This is a genomic window from Rhodococcus sp. C3V, from assembly GCF_029269915.1.
In the GTDB taxonomy this organism is placed as follows: domain Bacteria; phylum Actinomycetota; class Actinomycetes; order Mycobacteriales; family Mycobacteriaceae; genus Rhodococcus_F; species Rhodococcus_F qingshengii.
Window position 1 is genome coordinate 118,752 of the sequence record NZ_JARJBE010000005.1, and the last position, 19,322, is coordinate 138,073.

Sequence of the window (19,322 nt, forward strand, 5' to 3'; positions counted from 1 at the left end):
TTCACAGCCACGTAAGTGGGTGGACGCTGCGCCCGGTTTCCGTGTCCGTCGCGGCAAGATACACATCGACGCGCTCAGCGGTCAGAGCCTTGCTGATGTGGTAACCCTGGACCAGGTCACACCCGACCCACTGGACGCGGCGGAACTGCTCGATGGTCTCCACGCCCTCGGCCAACGATTTCATACCGAGGGCCGCGGCCAATTCGACAATGGACTTCACCACGGACATCTTCGGATCGTCCGAGTCGGTGACCAGCATGCGATCGATCTTGAGAACGTCGATTGGAAGTCTCTGGAGCGTGGCGAAGGACGAATAGCCGGTGCCGAAATCGTCGAGTGCGACGGTAACCCCGAGCTCACGCAGCTTGTAGAGATCCCGGATCGCGCGATCGTCCACAACACCTGTCTCGGTGATTTCGAGCTGCAGCAGTTGCGGAGGCAAGCCCGAATCCGTCAGCGCTTTCTTCACCATCGCACCGAACTCTCGCGACACCAACTGCACTGGTGAAACGTTGACCGAGACGCCGATTCCGGTCGGCCACCCCGCAGCAGCGGCGGTCGCCATCGCCATTGCCTGCGCACCGAGGGGAATGATCATTCCGGTTTCCTCCGCCACCGAGATGAACTGGCTGGGCCCGATGAGGCCGCGGCTGGGATGGTTCCACCGAAGAAGAGCCTCGAAGGCCACCACTTCACCGGTCTGAGTGTCGACCTGAGGCTGGTAATGGAGATCGAACTGCCCTTCCTCGATCCCTCTGTCCAGCTCGTGCAACGCCGTCGCCCGCGCCGATGCCCTCGCCCGCAGCAGCGGTGAGAACTTGCCCACTCGATTGCGTCCCGTCGACTTCGCCTCGTACAGAGCCAGATCCGCCAGCATCACCAATCCGTCGGCGTCCGTCGAATCCTCGGGCGCGCTCGAGTAACCGATCGTGGCCCGCACTTCGATCCGATTGCCTTCGACAAAGAATGGTTCGTGCAGCACTTCCAGGTACCGATCGAAGATCACACCGGGATCGTCGCGCGAAGACGTACAGACGATCAGCCCGAATTCGTCACCGCCCATCCGCGAGCACATGTCCGAACCGATCACGTTGCGAAGGCGTTTCGTGACTTCGAGAAGTAATTGGTCCCCGATCGGATGGCCAAGGGTGTCGTTCACCGATTTGAAGTTGTCGAGGTCGAGAATCCCGACGAGAACCTGCTTCTCCGGCGCGCGGGAATCGATCGCTTCCTCGAGCGCCACTCCGAACGCACGACGGTTCGGCAACCCGGTCAACGAGTCGGTGGCCGCAAGGCGAAGGATCTCCTGCTCGTGGACATACCTCTCCGTGATGTCGGAACCGACACCGCGCCAACCCAGAATCGCGCCGGATTCGAGGACCCGTGGATTGCCGGAAAGAGACCACCAGCGTCGCCTACCGTCGACATGCACCGGCACGACAGTGTCCCGGAAGGGAGCACTCGATTCGAGTTTGTCGATCATCTGGGCCGCGGCCGCACGCCCCTCCGGACTCGATGCGATCTGGAGTCTGGTGAGGAGTTGTCCGAAGGTGAGTTGCTGCAACTCGTCCACCGTCATACCTGCGACCTCGGCGAGACGTGCCGAGGTGTGGGAGAACCGGCCGTTGGTGTCGCACTCCCACAGCCAGTCGCGAGAACCGCCCTCGAAACCGTCGAGCAACAACGCCACAGTCTGACGCTCGGATTCCGCCTGAAACTCTGCGAGACAACGTCTCTGGAAAGAGGCCGACAGATAGACCGCCCCTACGGTGAGCGCAAACATGTAGATGCACAACTGAATCGCAAGTATGCGAAAGTGGGGTTCGGCGTGGACGACGAGAACAGTGAAGACGCCGAGGCCGTGAATGTAGATCCAGGTCAGGCTCACCGATCTCAGACTCGAGAACGTCACGGTCCCGGCGCCCATGATCCCGGCCATCGTCGCGATCAGAACCAAGTCGCGGAAGACGTCCATGTCGTGAAAGAGCAGAGCGAAAAGTGTGACGTCGAGGGTCGCGACCACGATCACTTCGACGAGCAGACCCACGTAGTCGTAGCGCGGGGTGTGCTTCGACGGTCGCCAGCGAAGGGGAATCCATACTCGGATCGAATTCGCGAGGACGAGAAAGATGAGGGCGCCACCCAACCACCTGAGCGTCTGACGTCCGGGCGGGACGGTGTAGGTCAGAATCACGACCAAACTCGCCATGTACGCAAGATTGGCGAACGGCGCGACGGCTGCAGCTTCGTCTATCTGACGGCGAAACAGGCTGTTGCAGTCGGCCTCCGAAGCAGGATCTTGCCTGCCCAATCGACTCGGACGGTTCATCAGCGAGGCATTCCGACATCTGCGCAGGCGCCATCAGCGGGCGTCGAATCCGCTCGCCTGGCCATCCGAACCTCCCCTGGCTCCCCACCGAACCCTTATCCGGTGAAACGTCAGTGTTTCAGACTCGCTGCTTGTTTCCTTCACAACGGTAGCCATCTGACGAATCGATTGTGCGCAGATCACTATATCCAGAGGTCGATCCCTCGATCTTCCAGGTCGATCTGCGATTGCTGATTCTTAGCTCGACCCACGTTTGTCGCCGACTGCGACGCTAGGGATTCGAGCGGTCGGGAACAACGCTGCGATCGCGAGCAGCGCAGCCACGGCAAAGGCGACACGCAACGCGTCCAGCCTGGCGTCTTCGTTCACACCCACGATCGCGTCCGCCGTCGACTCGGCGACGCCGGCGTCACCGAGAGCTGATCGAAGTTGCGTCGTCGACAGGAACGGCACGCCCGAGGCCAGGTCGGTGCTCGCTTGCTGCTGCACCGATGTCGGAACCGCCGGGTTGTCTTCGATCCCGGCAATCGCAGAGCTCGAGAGAGTGGCAATGAGAACAGACCCGATCAGCGCGGTTCCCAATGAGGCGCCCAGGTTCGTGGCAGTGTTCTGCAGCCCGCCGACCTCGGTACTGCGGTCGTCCGGGACCGCCGACACGGTAACTGCTCCGAGCTGCGAGGACAGGCAGCCCAAGCCGAAACCCATGAACAGCATGGGAATCATCACGACCGCCGCGTCGGCTCCGGGGTCCATGCCCGCCACGAGCATCAAGATGCCGAAGATCATGACCAACAATCCGACTCGGACCACGCGCCGCGGGTTCGCGGTAGGCCGCAGCTTCGGAATACCGATGGCAGCCAACACGAGCGCCGCCGACAACGGCAGGATGCGAACTCCCGTCTCCAGGGCACTGAGCTCCAGAACTACGGACAAGAACAACGGGACCGCAAAGAACACGCCCGCCTGGACCAGAAACTGCGCGAAGAACATGGAAAGTCCGCCACTGAGCTCGCGGTTTCGCAGCATCGCCGGATCAAGCAACGGCTCCTTCCCCGCAGCGGCCAGGCGTCCCTCCCAGCGCAGGAATCCGTACACGACCAGGAGCCCGGCGATCAGCAGCCACACCACCGGGGAAAGCCCGACCAGCTGCGGTCCGTCGGGTTTGGCCTGCACCCAACCCCACTCGCTCGAGCGCAGTACGCCGAAGACGATCATGCCCAGCCCGACCACGGACAAGATCGATCCGACGTAATCGAGGCGCGACTTCGACGGTGGGACGTCGACCACCTTGCTCAGCACCAGCAAGATCAGGACAACGATCACGACTTCGCCGACGAACACGTAACGCCATGACGCAAATGTCGTCGCGGCGCCGCCGATCAGCGGCCCGACCGCCACGGCCATCGCGCCGGCGGCAGCGACCAGACCGTAGGCAGCCGGGCGCTTCTGCGCCGGAAAGTTGGTGGCGACGAGCGCGACGATCGCGGGCATGATGAGTGCCGCACCGACGCCTTCGAGGAACGACCATCCGATCAGCAGAACCGCAAGATTGGGAGCGAGCGCCGTTGTCAGAGAACCTGCGCCGTAGATGATCAAGCCGACCGCGAAGGCTCGGCGACGACCCATCATCGACCCCAGCTTGCTGCCCGTGATCATCAGCGTCGCCATGACCAGGGTGTACAGCGTGATCGCGGTTTGAATGCCGGTGATGCTCGTGCCGACGTCCTCGGCGACGGTTGCCATCGAAACGTTCATGACCGAACTGTCCAAGGTCATCAGGAATTGGCTGGATGCCAACACCGTGAGAACCAGTCCTGAACCCGCCTGCGTCGTCGAACCAGCAACCTGTCCGTCACCCATCGTGCGGGTGTACCCGGTGTTCAGGTCCTCGAAGCAGACCGGTCAGTGCTGTTCGAGGGTGAGCTGATCCGCCCAAGCCGACACGTCCCCGCGTTCCAGAGCCACCGCCAGCAGTTCCGGAAACTTGTCCGGCGTGCACGCAAACGCGGGAATCCCGAGGGCACTCAGCGACGCTGCATTGTCGTGATCGAACGACGGTGCCCCGTCGTCCGAGAGTGCCAGTAGAACCACGACTTGAACGCCGGAGTTCTTCATGGCGGCCATGCGGCGCAACATCTCGTTGCGAATACCGCCCTCGTAGAGGTCCGAGATCAGAACGAACATCGACTCGGCAGGACGCGAGATCAGCGACTGGCTGTACGCGATAGCGCGGTTGATGTCCGTGCCCCCACCAAGTTGGGTCCCGAAAAGGACGTCGACTGGATCGGACAGTTTGTCCGTCAGGTCGACGACGGCAGTGTCGAAAACCACAAGCGAAGTCTTCAGCGCCTGCATCGACGCCAACACCGCGCCGAACACGGATGCGTAGACGACGCTGGACGCCATCGAACCCGATTGGTCGATCGCCAGGACTACGTCGCGCTGCACGGATTTCGACTTGCGGCCGTATCCGACGAGCCGCTCGGGGACGACGGTTCGATACTCCGGAAGGTAGTGCGACAGATTTGCTCGGATGGTTCGGTCCCAGTCGATGTCACGCAACTTCGGATTCGACGTTCTGGCCGAACGATTGAGAGCCCCGGTCACCGCGGCCTTCGTTTTTTGCGCGATTCGCTCTTCGACTTCCCGAACCACCTTGCCGACGACCATTCGAGCAGTTGCCTTGCTGGCCTCCGGCATGACCTGGTTGAGGCTCAGCAGCGTCCCGACCAGATGCACATCGGGCTCGACGGCATCGAGCAGTTCCGGTTCGAGCAGCAACTGCGCCAAACCCAGTCGGTCGATCGCGTCCTTCTGCATCACCTGCACCACCGTGCTGGGAAAGTACGTCCGGATATCGCCGAGCCATCTGGCGACGGACGGAGCCGACGCCCCCAATCCGGCTGAGCGGCGTCGCCCCTTGGTCGGGCCGGACGAATCGTAGAGTGCGGCAAGAGCTGCATCCATTCGACGCTCGCCCGGTTGGCCCAGCCCACCCGTCGATTCTTCGGCGGATTCCCCGAGCATCAGTCTCCAGCGTCGAAGGCGCTGATCGTCGTCGCTCATGCGCCCACCCCCAAGATGTCCGCAACGACCGCCATTGCCGCTCTGCCGCGTCGAGCATCGGTCTCCACTGTCGTTTCGACGCGTCGTCCACCTCTGACCGCCTGACCGATCGCTCGACGCTCCCCCGCCTCGAACGCTCCGAACGTACGTCGAAGCAGTGGAAGCGTGTCGATGAAGTCCTGCTCACGAAGTTGGCGAACCCACGTGTCGATCAGCGTGAGCAACGCTCGATCGTGAACGAGCACAAGCCCTCCTCCACCGAGAAACCCGTCGACCCACCCGGCTTTGGCGGTCGGCGTGCTTCCCACGGACAGGGCCCGAGACAAGCGCTGGGCTGCAGCGGTTTCCGTGATCGAACCGCTGTCGCGCAGTAGCCGCACCATCCGGCCGACGAGTAATCCGTTGACGTCGTCACGGTCGATCACGCCAGCCATGGTCTGCAGCCATCGTGCGCTCGCATCGCGATCGTCACGGACCATGATTGCCGAGTGAACCTTGTCGAGGTGATCGCGAAACTCCTCGGCACTCGGATCGTCCAGGCCCGTGACGGCGACTGCGAGGCCGGTGCAAATGCGGATCAACAGGCTGTCGGCGACGTCGACCAATGCCGACACGTCGGTTCCGCGCACATCGCCGTACCGCAGCGTTCGCGTCAGCGTGGGCAGCGCCGCCATCAGGTGCGACACGTCATGATCCAGTGCCGCAACCGTTTTCACACTTTCCAGCACAGCGGACAACGCTGCCGGCAGGTTTGCCAGGAGCGAGTTCTCCAGTAGTCCGATCAGTGACGCGAGAGAGATGTCCGGCTCGTTGACCTTCGAGACGACACGTGATGTTGCCGCTGCAGCCACCGTCGTGCCCCACAGCGACGCCTCGATCACCGAGACCGAGAATTCGGGCTTCCATTGCAGCGCCCAAGTCTCCCGGAACGTTCCGGTGGAACGGACCTCACTGTCGGCCGGGGTTCCCCAATCGATCTCGAGGATCCCCAGTCGGTGCAGGAACTGGGAACGCTCGACGTCGATATCGCGTCGCAGGTCCAGATCGAGATTCTTGGCTCCCGCTTGTTGTTTGAGCCGCAAAGTCTTCGAACGTGCTCGCAGGTCTGCTTCGAGCGGAACCGTCGGAGTTTCTTCGGGCACCGCGCCCAGCGCTTCGCCCACAACCAATCTTCGCGTGATCAGATCCAGAAGAACGTCGTTTCCATCGCACATCACCGACCTCGTTGCCTCGGTGACCTCCGACAATCCCGCCAAGGGTCGAGAACGCAGTGCCGCCAACGTATCTGCCAACCGGACAGCTTCGATGACGTGAGCACTCGAGATCGGAAGGTCCTCGTCCCTGAGCACCCGCGCAACTTTGGTGAGCCACCGCGTGATCGTCTTGTCGTTCGCGGTGAACAGGTGGTGATACCAGCCCGGCGAGGTGATTCCGGCGCCGTAACCCGATGCCGACGCCAGGCGTGAGTGAGTCCAGGGAACCCATGTCAGCGAGGTCTTGACCTTGGACATTCCTTTGAGGATGCGAGCATCGGGTGCCGCCGGCCCCAAGGCTCCGACCAACGCCGGCGCGTGCCAGGCTCCGCAGACGACCGCTACCCGCTCAGCGCCATCTTTCAACGTCTTTCGCAGCACCTGACGCATATACGCTTCGCGATGCGCTGTCTCCTCGTCGATCGGCACTGTCTCACGCAGCGCCTCCATCGCCTCGGTGATCGCATCGAAAGAATCTGCGCCCGAGCTAGATTCGATCACCGAATCCCACCAGCGTTCGGTGTCGTCGAAACCCGCGGCCGCGGCCAGTTCCGACAGAGGATCGCCCTCGCGGACAGTACGAATCCCCTGATCCGCCAACACGTTGAAGGCGGGCAGATCGCAGAACCGTGCCTGCACACCGTTCTTCGCAGCCCACTGCAGCGCTTGCCATTCGGGTGAGAACACCGCAAACGGCCAGAATGCCGCCTTCGACGGTTCGCCAGTGGCGTACGCGAGCAACGCAATCGGTGGTTCCATCGATTCCGACGCCGCCAGCATCACCAACGGGTCTGCGTCCGAAGGCCCTTCGATCAGGACGACGTCAGGCGAGAACTCTTCCAGGCCCTGCCGAACCGAACGAGCAGATCCCGGGCCGTGGTGACGGATACCGAAGACCCGGACACGCAGGTCCGGAATCACGATGGTCACCCGGTGACCTCGCGGCACGCCCGGTAGAAGTCGGACCACTCGCCGCGTTCACGCACTACTGCCTCGAGGTACTCGTTCCACACCACCTTGTCTGCGACCGGATCCTTGATCACCGAGCCCAGGATTCCGGCAGCGACGTCGGATGCCCGCAGTACGCCGTCCCCGAAATGCGCAGACAACGCCAAACCGTTGGTGACCACCGAGATCGCCTCCGCCGTCGACAGAGTTCCGGACGGGGACTTCAACTTGGTGCGGCCGTCGGTGGTCGTGCCTGATCGCAGTTCCCGGAACACGGTGACGACCCGGCGAATTTCCTCGGCTGCTGCGGGGGTTGTCGGCAATTCCAGTGCTGCGCCCAGCTGTTCGACTCGACGTGCCACGATGGCCACCTCGTCTTCCTCGCTGGCCGGCAAAGGGAGGACTACGGTATTGAACCGTCGACGCAGTGCGGACGACAGATCGTTGACACCGCGATCGCGATCGTTGGCGGTAGCGATCAGGTTGAAGCCCTTGGCTGCCTGCACCTCGATGCCCAGCTCCGGCACCGGCAACGTCTTCTCGGAGAGAATGGTGATGAGGGCGTCCTGCACGTCGGCCGGAATACGCGTCAACTCTTCGACGCGGGCGATCTTCCCGGTTTCCATCGCCGTCATCACGGGAGAAGGCACCAGCGCACCGGCGGTCGGCCCCTCGGAGAGAAGACGTGCGTAGTTCCAGCCGTAGCGGATAGCTTCCTCGGGCGTACCCGACGTGCCTTGAACCAGGAGCGTCGACGCACCCGAGATTGCGGCCGAAAGGTGTTCGGAGACCCAGGTCTTGGCCGTACCGGGAACCCCCAACAGCAGTAGCGCCCGGTCGGTGGCAAGAGTTGCGACGGCCACTTCCATCAACCTCCGTGGACCGACGTACTTCGGCGAAATGACGGTTCCGTCGTCGAGAGTGCCACCCAACAGATACGTCACGACGGACCAGGGCGACAAGTTCCACGACGGTGGACGCGGACGAGTGTCCTGCGCGGCCAGTGCTTCGAGTTCGAGCGCGTACTCCTGCTCTGCGTGGGGCCGCATCAGCCTTGCCGGTTGCGCGAGCTTTTCCGGTTCCGTGGTGGGCACGGTTACGCTGTCAGTCATGTGAGCTCCTCGAGCAGGGTCTTGCGGTGGGTGATGGCGCTGGCAGTTCTGGCGAAGGCCTGCCGCCAGTCCGGGTCACGTGCACGTTCCGCAGCACGCTCCAGCAAAGTTACTGCGCTGTAAGGAAATCGAGCCTCGGCCAGGCGCAGCGATGCGACGTACTTGTAGCGTGAGAATTCGTCGGCCTTGGCGCCTCCGTCGGCACGTCTGGCCGCAACTCGTTCCCACTGGGCCACCACTGCCCGGGTGATGTCCTCGGGCCATGGACCTCGCAGAGCGTCGTAGATCGCTGCCCGGCCCGGGTGCAGAACATTGGCGTCGCCGTTTCCGGACCTCAACAGATCAGCCAGCGCCTTGGCCGGCACCAACGGGAGCACGCGTCGATCGGTGGCGGTGCCGCGCATACGAATGAGTTCCAGCGCCCATTCCGTATTGTTCTGCGCGACTGCGGCGGTGGACCACGCGTCGTGAAGGATCGGCTCCCAGCCTTCGTCAACGCTCATCCCCAAGGCCTTGCCTGGTCCACCGATCATGTTGTTCCACAGAGACAACGGCGCAGAACTGATCGCCTGACGCACATACTCGGCACGATAGTCGGTGTGTGGATTCGGCCGGTCTTCGATGCCGTCTCGCCTCGCCGCTGAATCGACTTCCTCAGGCGGGACGATGACGAGCGTGGACCGAACGAGTTTCCGTTCCACCCGCACCCATTTCCGAACCCGAGCAGCCATTCTCTCCCCGAACTCCGATTCGGGGAGTTGTCCGAGTACTTCCACTGCCGCGCGTCGCACGTCCTTGCGACGGTCGTCGAGGGCTTCCTCCAACAATGGTTGATCATCCGCACTCAGTCCGTTTGCCAGCGCCGCGACGAAGGCAGCCTTCTGTTCGCCCCGCTCGGTGCCCCAGGACTTTCGGAGTTCGGCCAGCGCCAGCGCGGGATCTGTTCGACGAGTGTCTATCAGCCACTGTGTGCGCTGCGACGAACTTCCGTGACGCCACACGTCCGGGCTGGCATCCCTGGTTCGGACGAGTTTGCTCCACTCGGGGTTTTGCGCGGCAAGCCATCGACCACGCTCGCCGACAATCTGCAGGATGCTCTCCCGGTGAGCTTCACTTGCACGTGCAAAGGAAAGCAACTCGGCGACCAGATGATCAGGCGCACGGTAATTGTGCTCCAACGCGACTGCGAACCATTCGTCGAGCAAGGTCGCCTTGGCCGCGAGCATCGACAGCAGATGCGCCGATGAGGATTCCGGCAGCGTGAATCGAACATCGTCTGGCGCAGGTGTCGGCACCGCCGCCGTGGTGGAGCCCGCACCGCCACGGCGGTACGCCCTCTCCAACGCTGCTCCTGCGAGAAGCATCTCGGCAGGATCGCCGTCGAGTTCGCGAGCGTAGCCACGCACTTCAGCCGGCAGCTCCTCGAATGTTGTTGCTGTTCTGGCTGTCCCAAGGAGCGCCGCTGAGATCAATGTACTCACAGCTCGATCACCTGCCCTCCCGTGAAAACCGAGATCGGAGTAAGAGCCAGCGCGTTCCACGTTCCGCAGACTGTGACCGGGTAACCGCCGGAAATGCCGAGCAACTTCCACAGAAGATCCGAATCACCCTCTGCCCGAAGCGCTGTGCCCGATTCGTCGACGACAAACCATGATCCGTCGACGAACGACGGGACCACCGAACTGATCACTGCCGGCCACGAGCGCAACCATGGATCCGCGGCGAGGGCATCGGTAAACTGCTGCAACGCAGTGTCGATGCTTCCGAACGGCATGGTTGTGAAGGGCTCCGGTTCTCCGTGCGTGACCCCTATCCGCGCCCGCAATGCCGCGGCACCGGGATAGAAATGAACATCGGCGTTGAGCAGAAACCCGACTGGCGGCGTTTCGGTGGCAAAATTGGGTGACCCGTGGGAGAAGTCGAGCAGCATGGCCCACCGCTTCGAATTCCTGCCGAGCATCCACACCGTTCGGGTGAACAGTCGCTTCTCCTCGGTGATCCCGGAACCGAGAATCATCCAGTTCTCTTTCACCGGAATCGATTCCATCACACTCTCGGTTGAGACCGGATAGCCGACGTGTGCTTTCACCGAATGGGCAAGATCTTCCGGCAACTCGGACAGCTTCTGATGCGCAGCAACCAGCAGGTGCAACCGAGCCAACTCGTCGAGGACTTTCTCGGGCCAGTTCTCGGTAGACGCAACGGTGCCCGCCAAGGCTCGAAGTGTGCCTGCGACACCAGGCGCCTGAGCATCCACCATTCGAGCAGCTACTGCGTCGAAGCCCGCCCAGGATGTGTCCATCGCTGCCAGACCACTGCGGATCTGATCGGTGATCCACAGGTCCAATTCGACGAGCCCGCTCGCAACGCGGTCGGCGCGCTTCTGCGCTGTCGCCGGGTCGGGAGCCTTCTTGGGGGCCTCGTCGCCGGTCTCAGCCCTTTCGCCGCGGGTCTCGGCCTTCTCCTCGCGGCGCAACAACCACTCTGCCGCGAAGTCGGCGGGCTCGTCCGTCGACGGCACACGCCCTTCCGACCATTCCACCAGCAGCCCCAGAGCATGTTTGCACGGAAACTTTCGACTGGGGCACGAGCACTTGTATGCAGGGCCCCTCAGGTCGACCACTGCTTGATACGGCTTCGAGCCGCTGCCCTGACACAGCCCCCAGAGCGCGAGACCCCTGTTGCCGGCATGGCTCCACGTACCAGCCAACTTGCGCGCAGCGGCTAGCGATGCGGCGTCCGGAGCTACCGACGCCACCTGCCCAGCTGTCCACGGCGAAGTCACTCGACCACAGTATGACAACCCGCTGACATCACAGAGCCAGGCCGATTCGTTGGTGAATTACCCCTTGACTCGAACACATATTCGAATATGATTTTGGGGAGGGGATCGGGGGATTCAATGACTGTCTTGTTGTCGGACGTGGTGTCTGGTTCTGCGGTGGGGTTACGCGGACGTCTGTGGCAGTTACCTGCTTCTGAGTTACGTGCGGCTGCGGTGTCGGCGAGCGCGGAGATTCTGCGCCTGGAAGCCGTTCGAGTGGCTGTGGTCGACGAGTTGTCGTTGCGCCCGGATGATCAGGTGATTGCCAGCCGCGGGGTGGGTGCGTGGTTGGCGGCCAACACGATGCTGCAGGTTCGGGACGGGAAGAAGATCGCCGCGTTGGGTGCGGCTTTGCGGCCGTTTCCGGCGGTGGCGGCTCGGTTCGATGGCGGGGACTGTTCGTTCGAGCATGCTGTGTTGATCGTGGCGTTCTGCGAGTCACCGCCGAAGGGGATGCCGGAGGAGGCGCTCCCGAAGTGCATCGATTTGTTGTTGGCTGCTGCGTCGGGTGTGGAGGCGACGACGACGAAGGTGCGGAACGTGATCGCGACCTTGGAGCGGTTGTTCGAATCGGATGAGATTCCGCCCGCCGAGGATGTCGATCTCAACGAGTTGCGGATCGCGTCGACCTTGAACGGTCGAGTGGTGGTGCGTGGTGATTTCGACGCTCTCACCGGGGAGATGTTGCTGTCGGCGTTGTCGAGTCTGACGATGCCGACCCCAGCACCGGACGGGACGCCCGATGCTCGGTCGGCGGCGAAACGCACCGCGGACGGGTTCACCGAACTGATCCGCCGGTATCTGGACTGCGCGAAAACCGGTACCGATGGTGGTCAGCGTCCGCATGTGAACGTGCACATCAATGCTCGGGATCTGGCGGAGCATCGGGATTGCGCCGCGTCGCCTTCTGATGTGGACGACGAAGGCTCACCCGATCTGGACTTGTCGGATCTCGATGTCGGGCACATGCCCTGGCTCGGGCCACTGTCGGTGTCGCAGACCCGACTTCTCGGGTGTGATTGTTTCCTCTCCACCGTTCTGCTCGACGATCACGGCGCACCGCTCGATGCGAAACCCGGAAAACGATTGGTCACCCCCGAACAGCGAGTGGCGTTGATCGCCCGAGACAGGGGCTGCGCGTTCCCGGGGTGTTCATGTGTGCCTGCCTGGACGGATGCGCACCATATCCGGCACTGGGCGAACGGCGGCCCGACGGTGATGAACAACCTGGTCCTGCTGTGCCGTTCACACCACCGACTGATGCACCGCAAATCCGGGTTCGTCGGCAAATGGGAAATCCGAATAGGAGTCGACAACAAACCCTGGTTCATCCCGCCACCCTCGATCGACCCGCAGCAGCACCCGCGGCCGGCGAACACCACCTTCAAAACCTGAGAAGAACCTCAGGCACAACAGAACACGGCCAGGCTCCGCATCGGACATCAAACCCCGATACGGAGCCCACAGGCCGTGTCGCATCCACGACTCACGACGATTTGGCCGGGCGCAAGACCGATCTACCCAACAACTCACAAACCTGCAGGGCCAGAGCAAGATCCAACTTGTCTCGGCCGGCAGCAACTGGATCGCCGAGCGCCTTGTTGATGCGATACTTCACCGTATTCCGGTGCAGATTCATGTGATTGGCAGTGTGCAGATGACTTTCACCATGTGCAAAGTACACACTCAACGTCGTCCGCAAGGATGCAGCAGAGGGCGTATCTTCCGCCAACGGGCCAAGCACCTCCCAGACCCATGACTTCGTCGAATCGATGTTCTCGGACAGAAGTGAAACCACAGCGACGCCGCGGTCTCCGAAGCTCACCACAGGTCGCTGCGGTGTATCCGGGACGGCAGCAACCGAATAGGCGGCGGTTGCCTGTTCGTGGGACCGTTTGAAACCGTCGACCCCTGACCCCGGCAGTCCGATTGCCACCCGCGCCCCGCCGTCCAACGGCACTGCCGCCGCGAGAACCTCCGGATCCGGCGCAGGCACCCGGCGACCGAACGGCAGCCACGCCCACACCGTGCGCCGATCGATGGCGGTGATGATCGGCGGCTTGTCCGCTCCCGCCGCTGCGCCGAGATCACGTACGAGTCGGTCCAGCGTATTGATGCCCATGACGTCGGCATCCCACGTCGACCAGACCACCAGGGCGACGTGGTTCTGACCGAGGCGGTACCCGGTCTCCGCTTCGAAAGCAGCGGTATCTGCGTTGGCGCCGGACAGGAGGGCGTGGATTGCGGCCGAATGGAGGTTTCCCTGCGCTGCCATCCATCGACTGCGTTCCCGCTCGTACGCGTCGAAGACGTAGAGCGTGATCCAGTCGATGTAGCTGTAGACCACGTCCGAAGTGTGTTTCAGGACAGCCAAAGTGAGTCGCGCCGGAATATCCAGTGTGCTGATCTCGTCGTGACAGATCCGCATCAGATCGCCTTGGCCCATGTGATAGGCCCGGACAAGGGAGTTGGACGGGACATCCCGCTGCGCCAGACGCAGAGCGTATTCCACTGCAGCAGTGGTGGGTTGGAGATGATCGATCGGAATGTCGTTGGCCAATACGTGGATGATCGTCGTGATGTTTCCCTGCACGCTGGCCTCGAGCATTTCGAGCAATTTGGCGTCTGCATCCAATTGGTCGATTTCGTGAGCCATCATGAAGGCCATCTCACGCGCGATGTCGGCGCTGCGCTCGTCGAGTCGTCGTGCCAACTCGGCAACCACCGCAAGCACTTCCGGCTCCGCGGCTGCAGGCACTCGGGCGAGGCGCCGCATCGCACCGGCGCCTCGCTCCTTGTGCGATGGACTACTCACAGAACTTCCGCACCCTTTCGTCGCAGGTACTTCAGAGCCGATTCGGCTGCGTTGTACCCGCACATTCCATGTGCTCCGGCACCCGGCGGGGTCGAGGCCGAGCACAGGTAAGTGCCCGCGATCCCCGTGCTGTACGGATCGACTGCGACGCGCGGACGCAAGACAACCTGCAGTTCGGTGTTGGCACCTCCGATGATGTCGCCGCCTACCTGATTCGGATTGTCTTGTGCCAGGTCAGCTGTACCACTGCTCGATGTCGCGACGATCTGATCCCGGAATCCTGGCGCAAACCTCTCGATCTGACGGATGATCGCCTCCGTAGCGTCGCCGGCGTAACCGTGAGGCACGTGCGCATAGGCATACAGCGGATGAATGTTCCCGGCAGATCGGGTGGGATCAGCCAGGTATTGCTGACCTAGCAGCACGAACGGCCGGTCCGGCATACGGCCTGAATTCGTCTCACGCTCAGCGGCCACGATTTCGTCGAAACCACCTGCCAGATGGACAGTTCCGGCCCGAGCACAGTCCGGATTGGTCCACGGCACATGACCTTCGATCGCAAAATCGACCTTGAATGCTCCGGGAGCCTGCTTGAACTTTCGATAGGCCCTCGCCACTCGACCAGGGAGTCGATCGCCCAGAATTTCGAGCGCACCCCCCGGATTGACATCCAGCAGAACAACATCGGCGTCCGGAATCTCGGAGGCCGTACGAACCCGAACGCTGGTGTCGATCTTGCCGCCGTGATCGAGGAGCATCGCAGCCATCGCGTCGGTGATCGACCGCGAACCTCCCTCGGCAACCGGCCAACCGTAGCGGTGACCAGCAGCAGTGATCATCAATCCCACCGCCGAGGTGGCCGGACGGTTGAGTGGATAGAAGGCGTGTGCGGCAACCCCGCCGAACAGCGCCTTCCCCTTGTCCGTCTTCCACAGTTTGGCGGTCACCGTTGCCGGAAGCAGCGCTCGCGGACCGAAAGCTGCGAGCCGCAGCGGATGGTGCGGAACATTGACGATCGGGCGCATCAGATCGGACGCCAGCGCATCGAACCCAGTCGACAAGTCACCGAACATGCGTTGCCATCGAGGCCCGTCAGCGCCGAGCCCCGCAGCCGTCTGCTCCAGCGAGCGGTACAGAACCCCGGCGTCCCCGTTGTCGAGCGGATGCGCGCAGTCCACCTCTGCCCATCTCCAGATCAGCCCGTATCGCTCGAGGTCCAGCTTGGACAGGTACGGCGAGCCGATACCCATCGGGTGAAACGCCGAGCAGTGATCATGGATCAACCCCGGCACGTCGATCGGACCGGAGCGGGTGCCTCCGCCGATCTGGTCGGCAGCCTCGAGCACCTGCACGTCCACACCGCTACGTGCGAGGTGTACCGCGGCAGCGAGCCCATTGGGCCCGCTGCCGACGACTACGGCCTTTGTCACTTACTCACCTCTTGCTCGCTACCGCTGACCCTCGTACGCATCTTCGGTTCGGAGACAACCTGCGGATCCGTTGCCGCGCGGTCGGCCCGTACGTCCAGTGTCCACTGAACGTCGAACGGAATGGGCCCGTTCGGCAACCACGGCTGTTCGGCGACTGCGTCGGCGACCTTGAAAGTACCTCGTTCGATGACACCGAGAGCGGCATCGATCACCTGGTACTCCTGCGTTCCCTTGTGGATGGGCTGCGATTCGATCCAGGTCACCAGGAACTCACCGGGTGCGAAATTGCAGCGACGCTGAATGGCTGCGATCAACTTCGCGTCGTGCAGGTGCCCGTCACCGAAGTTGAAGGCGACGATGGAGTTGCACATGAACTCTGCTTCCCGCAGTGAGTACGTGTTGATGTCGTCGCCGAGGTGCCTGATCATCAGAGAGAACAGCGCACGCCCCTGGCTGTGCATGGAACGCCAGCCCAACAGCTGATGCAGAACGACATCGGACACATCTTCGGGGTACATCGTCATCAACTGATTGCGCGTATCCGGCGACGGACGCTTGATGAACTGGTCGATCTTGGCTTCAGCGCCCGGCGCGAATGCCCACGTCGCGGATGCCCAGTTGCCGGCGTACTGACGCATCGACGGCAGGAAGGACACCAGATCGGGTCGAAGGTTTCCGAGAATGGGGAAGAAGGCAAGGGCTGCAACAATTCCCGCGGTAATCCACGGTGAGGACATGGCGCCGAGTCCGTAGCCGTCCCATGCCGGGAATCCCAGGAACAGGAAGACCGAGGCGTAGGCGAACAGAAGATTCCATTCGAGTGGGACGGCAAGCGGGAAGGTCGACGCGATGAACAGATGGAATCCGACCATGAGGATCACGGCGAGGATCGTGAGGGTCTTGTTCGTCGAGAACAGCAGTATCAACGGGGTGACGATTTCGACCATCGTTCCGGCCACGTGTGCGACGCCGCCGCCCAGGTGTGAAGGCCGCAGATCCTCCGGGAAATTCCGGTAGTGGGCGCGCTTGATCTTCTTCGACGGGATCCACGGGGTATTGCTGAGCATCGGAGGAACCACCAGCGAGAAATGGCGACCGAACTTCGAGACACCGGCACCGATCCACACCATGACGATCAGCAGTTTGAGCGCCAGGATCATGTCGACGAACGGCAGGAATGTGAAGAAGAAGATCGCCGGCAGGTACTGCTCACTACGGGCAGCGATGAAGGGCACCTTGTCCCGCAACCCGAGAATCACCATGAGTACCAGGAAGGAGTACAAGACCGTCGGACGCACCAGTCCGGCATTGTCAGCGATTGCCGAATCGATTCCTGTGGTGTGAACACCGGGGAGAACAGCGGCAACAAGGAGATTGGCGACTGCGGCGGCATAGATGAAGACGTCGAACACCGTGCGGGTGTCACCCGAGGTGAGCGGCACTTTGCCCGGCCACGGTGGCAGACGAATGGTGCCGGGGCGGAGCCAGTAGAGAACTCCACCGGTCATCGGCTTGAAGTGGCCGGCGAGCGGTCCCCAGGATCCTGCCAAGCCCAGCATCTCGAGCATCATCGTCCAGATGATGAGTTTCTGGTAGACGATCGGCTGGTTCCACCACGATCCGATGTCGAACCACGAGAGGCCGGAAGTCAAAGTGGCAACGGCTGTTCCAGCCGCCAGGTAGAGGAACAACAGTTTCATGATGTAGACGGTGTGGACCATCTTCGGCGTACCGAAGCCGTAATCCACCCAGTGCGTGGACATGTCACGCAGACGCTCGAGAAACGGCTTGTCCATGAACGTTGCCGGATCGACGGGAGGGAAGTTTCCTTCTTTGAATCCCATGATTTGCTCCTGAAATACGGAATGTGGGCATGACGGATCGACTCGACGGACGTCGTCGAGCTGTGCTGGTATTACGGGGAAGTGACTAGTGAGCGGGAGTTGCGCTCAAAGCTCGTCTCATTCCAGGTTTGTCGATCTTGCCCACCGGGTTTCGGGGAAGCGCATCGACGACGTAGATCGCCACTGGCACCTTTACTCGGGTGAGCAAGGCCGTGACATGTTCGAGCAGTTCGTCTTCGGTGACGGGCGCATCGGGGTAGGCGACAACATAGGCAACTGGCACCTCTCCGTAGACCTGGTGCGGAGCGCCGATGACGGCTGCCTCGAGCACGGAAGGATGTGTAGCGAGCGAATTTTCGATCTCCTTGGGGTAGATGTTCTCTCCCCCACGGATGATCATGTCCTTGATGCGATCGACCAGGGTCAGGTAGCCGTCCTCGTCGAGGACTCCGACGTCACCGGTATGCAACCAACCATCCTTGACGGTCTTCGCAGTCTCCTCCGGCTTACCCAGATAGCCACGCATCACGTTGCCACCCTTGATGACCACCTCTCCGGCAGTCCCGGCGGGCGCAAAGGTTCCGTCCTCGGCAAGAATGGCAATCTGCTGGCCGGGCAACGCCGGGCCGACCGTACCGAGTTTGCGCACGCCGTCCACAGGATTGCAGGCCGACGCACAGGTCCCCTCGGTGAGTCCGTAACCTTCCACGATCACGAAACCGAAACGCCGCTCAGCGCGTTCGAGGAGTTCCTTGCTGATCGGCGCCGCACCGCACACGGCAAACCTCAAGGACGACGTGTCGATCGAGGAGTCTTCCGGCTGTGAGGTCAGCATCGCGTAGATTGCCGGCACCGCCGAGAAATACGTGGGGCGAAGTCGCGCGACGTCGTCGAAGAATCTCGAAACCGAGAACTTCCCGGTGACACTCACCTGTCCGCCGACAAGTAAGGGCGTCAAGACGCTGACGCAGATCGCGTTGACATGGAACAGCGGCAGAATCAGCAGGCAGTGATCCGCGCCGGTAACACCGATGTTCTTGCCCATCGACGAAGCCATGAACTGCAGGTTGGCATGTGTGAGCATCACTCCCTTGGGCCGTCCGGTGGAGCCGCTGGTGTAGATGAGCAACGCCAGATCGTCTGCTGCAACATCGATTCCGGGTCGGGGATCGGTCGGCGGCACTGTCGCCAGATCCTCGACGGCCAACACTGCGCGGCCGCCCGAGGGTGCGTCGGCAGTGGCGGTGATGACCAACTCGGCCCCGGAGTCCGCGATCTGGTAGTCCGCTTCGTTCGCGGTGAACATCGGATTGATGGGTGTAGCGGCAGCACCGATGCGCCAGGCAGCCATGATCGCGATCAGCAACTCGACGCGATTGGGCAGCATGATCGCCACCACGTCACCGAGGCCGATTCCGAGTCCAGCCAATTGCGCGGCAACAGCTTCTGTGCGATCTGCGAACTCTTCATACGTGAGTTCGACGTGGTCGTCCCGCAAGCACGGCTTCTGCCCGTACTTCTCTGCAAGATCCCAAGCCAGATATCCGATGTTCGCCACGAGAGTCAGCACCTTTCATTCGTGTGTGACTCAAAACACTATCGGCGTCCTGCGGCCGAAGAAACGGTCCCAGGGGATCAACTTGTCCAGGTTCTTTGTTCCCTGAGCACAACACCGCCCGAGCACAACACCGCACGTGCGGT

12 protein-coding genes are annotated in these 19,322 nt (G+C 62.2%); 1 reads left to right on the forward strand and 11 read right to left on the reverse strand.

Annotation, left to right across the window (positions count from 1 at the left end; translation table 11 throughout):
• Window position 1: 1 nt before the first annotated feature.
• The 7 genes from P3G66_RS15470 to P3G66_RS15500 all read right to left on the reverse strand — a co-directional run bounded on the left by P3G66_RS15470 (window position 2) and on the right by P3G66_RS15500 (window position 11,493).
• The gene (locus P3G66_RS15470; protein WP_276116809.1) at window positions 2-2,329 is read right to left on the reverse strand and encodes an EAL domain-containing protein; all 2,328 of its coding nucleotides are present in this window, start codon (window positions 2,327-2,329) and stop codon (window positions 2-4) included.
• Window positions 2,330-2,566: 237 nt separating this feature from the next.
• Window positions 2,567-4,189 (reverse strand): MFS transporter, encoded by a 1,623-nt coding sequence (locus P3G66_RS15475; RefSeq protein WP_193594824.1) that lies wholly within the window; start codon window positions 4,187-4,189, stop codon window positions 2,567-2,569.
• 42 nt (window positions 4,190-4,231) lie between these two features.
• On the reverse strand, window positions 4,232-5,395 hold the full coding sequence (locus tag P3G66_RS15480; RefSeq protein WP_003943178.1) for a VWA domain-containing protein: 1,164 nt from the start codon (window positions 5,393-5,395) through the stop codon (window positions 4,232-4,234).
• Window positions 5,392-7,578, reverse strand: a complete 2,187-nt coding sequence (locus tag P3G66_RS15485; protein WP_276116810.1) for a DUF5682 family protein — start codon at window positions 7,576-7,578, stop codon at window positions 5,392-5,394. Before P3G66_RS15485 ends, P3G66_RS15480 begins: the two co-directional genes overlap by 4 nt.
• Window positions 7,575-8,708, reverse strand: a complete 1,134-nt coding sequence (locus P3G66_RS15490; protein ID WP_276116811.1) for an AAA family ATPase — start codon at window positions 8,706-8,708, stop codon at window positions 7,575-7,577. Before P3G66_RS15490 ends, P3G66_RS15485 begins: the two co-directional genes overlap by 4 nt.
• Entirely contained in the window at window positions 8,705-10,189 is a 1,485-nt protein-coding gene (locus P3G66_RS15495; RefSeq protein ID WP_276116812.1) for a DUF5691 domain-containing protein, read from the reverse strand. The genes P3G66_RS15490 and P3G66_RS15495 overlap by 4 nt, the downstream gene beginning before the upstream one ends.
• Window positions 10,186-11,493: an SWIM zinc finger family protein gene (locus P3G66_RS15500; RefSeq protein WP_276116813.1), complete on the reverse strand. Its 1,308-nt coding sequence runs from the start codon at window positions 11,491-11,493 to the stop codon at window positions 10,186-10,188. The genes P3G66_RS15495 and P3G66_RS15500 overlap by 4 nt, the downstream gene beginning before the upstream one ends.
• A 117-nt stretch (window positions 11,494-11,610) precedes the next feature.
• Here P3G66_RS15500 and P3G66_RS15505 point away from each other — a divergent pair, with 117 nt between their 5' ends.
• Complete coding sequence (locus tag P3G66_RS15505) at window positions 11,611-12,927, forward strand: HNH endonuclease signature motif containing protein (RefSeq protein ID WP_276116814.1); 1,317 nt, start codon at window positions 11,611-11,613, stop codon at window positions 12,925-12,927.
• A gap of 91 nt (window positions 12,928-13,018) precedes the next feature.
• Here P3G66_RS15505 and P3G66_RS15510 read toward each other — a convergent pair whose 3' ends face one another.
• From P3G66_RS15510 to P3G66_RS15525, 4 genes are all read right to left on the reverse strand, one after another.
• Window positions 13,019-14,308 (reverse strand): helix-turn-helix domain-containing protein, encoded by a 1,290-nt coding sequence (locus tag P3G66_RS15510; protein WP_054187007.1) that lies wholly within the window; start codon window positions 14,306-14,308, stop codon window positions 13,019-13,021.
• 35 nt (window positions 14,309-14,343) lie between these two features.
• On the reverse strand, window positions 14,344-15,777 hold the full coding sequence (locus P3G66_RS15515; protein ID WP_276116815.1) for an NAD(P)/FAD-dependent oxidoreductase: 1,434 nt from the start codon (window positions 15,775-15,777) through the stop codon (window positions 14,344-14,346).
• The gene (locus P3G66_RS15520; RefSeq protein WP_064075024.1) at window positions 15,774-17,621 is read right to left on the reverse strand and encodes a DUF3556 domain-containing protein; all 1,848 of its coding nucleotides are present in this window, start codon (window positions 17,619-17,621) and stop codon (window positions 15,774-15,776) included. Before P3G66_RS15520 ends, P3G66_RS15515 begins: the two co-directional genes overlap by 4 nt.
• A gap of 85 nt (window positions 17,622-17,706) precedes the next feature.
• Entirely contained in the window at window positions 17,707-19,179 is a 1,473-nt protein-coding gene (locus P3G66_RS15525; RefSeq protein WP_003942992.1) for an AMP-binding protein, read from the reverse strand.
• Window positions 19,180-19,322 lie beyond the last annotated feature (143 nt).

Excerpts from the sequence above, each read along its gene's own strand:
- P3G66_RS15470 (WP_276116809.1), bottom strand. The coding sequence starts at position 2,329 with ATGAACCGTCCGAGTCGATTGGGCAGGCAAGATCCTGCTTCGGAGGCC.
- P3G66_RS15505 (WP_276116814.1), top strand. The coding sequence starts at position 11,611 with ATGACTGTCTTGTTGTCGGACGTGGTGTCTGGTTCTGCGGTGGGGTTA.
- P3G66_RS15510 (WP_054187007.1), bottom strand. The coding sequence starts at position 14,308 with ATGCGGCGCCTCGCCCGAGTGCCTGCAGCCGCGGAGCCGGAAGTGCTT.
- P3G66_RS15490 (WP_276116811.1), bottom strand. The coding sequence starts at position 8,708 with ATGACTGACAGCGTAACCGTGCCCACCACGGAACCGGAAAAGCTCGCG.
- P3G66_RS15520 (WP_064075024.1), bottom strand. The coding sequence starts at position 17,621 with ATGGGATTCAAAGAAGGAAACTTCCCTCCCGTCGATCCGGCAACGTTC.
- P3G66_RS15480 (WP_003943178.1), bottom strand. The coding sequence starts at position 5,395 with ATGAGCGACGACGATCAGCGCCTTCGACGCTGGAGACTGATGCTCGGG.
- P3G66_RS15475 (WP_193594824.1), bottom strand. The coding sequence starts at position 4,189 with ATGGGTGACGGACAGGTTGCTGGTTCGACGACGCAGGCGGGTTCAGGA.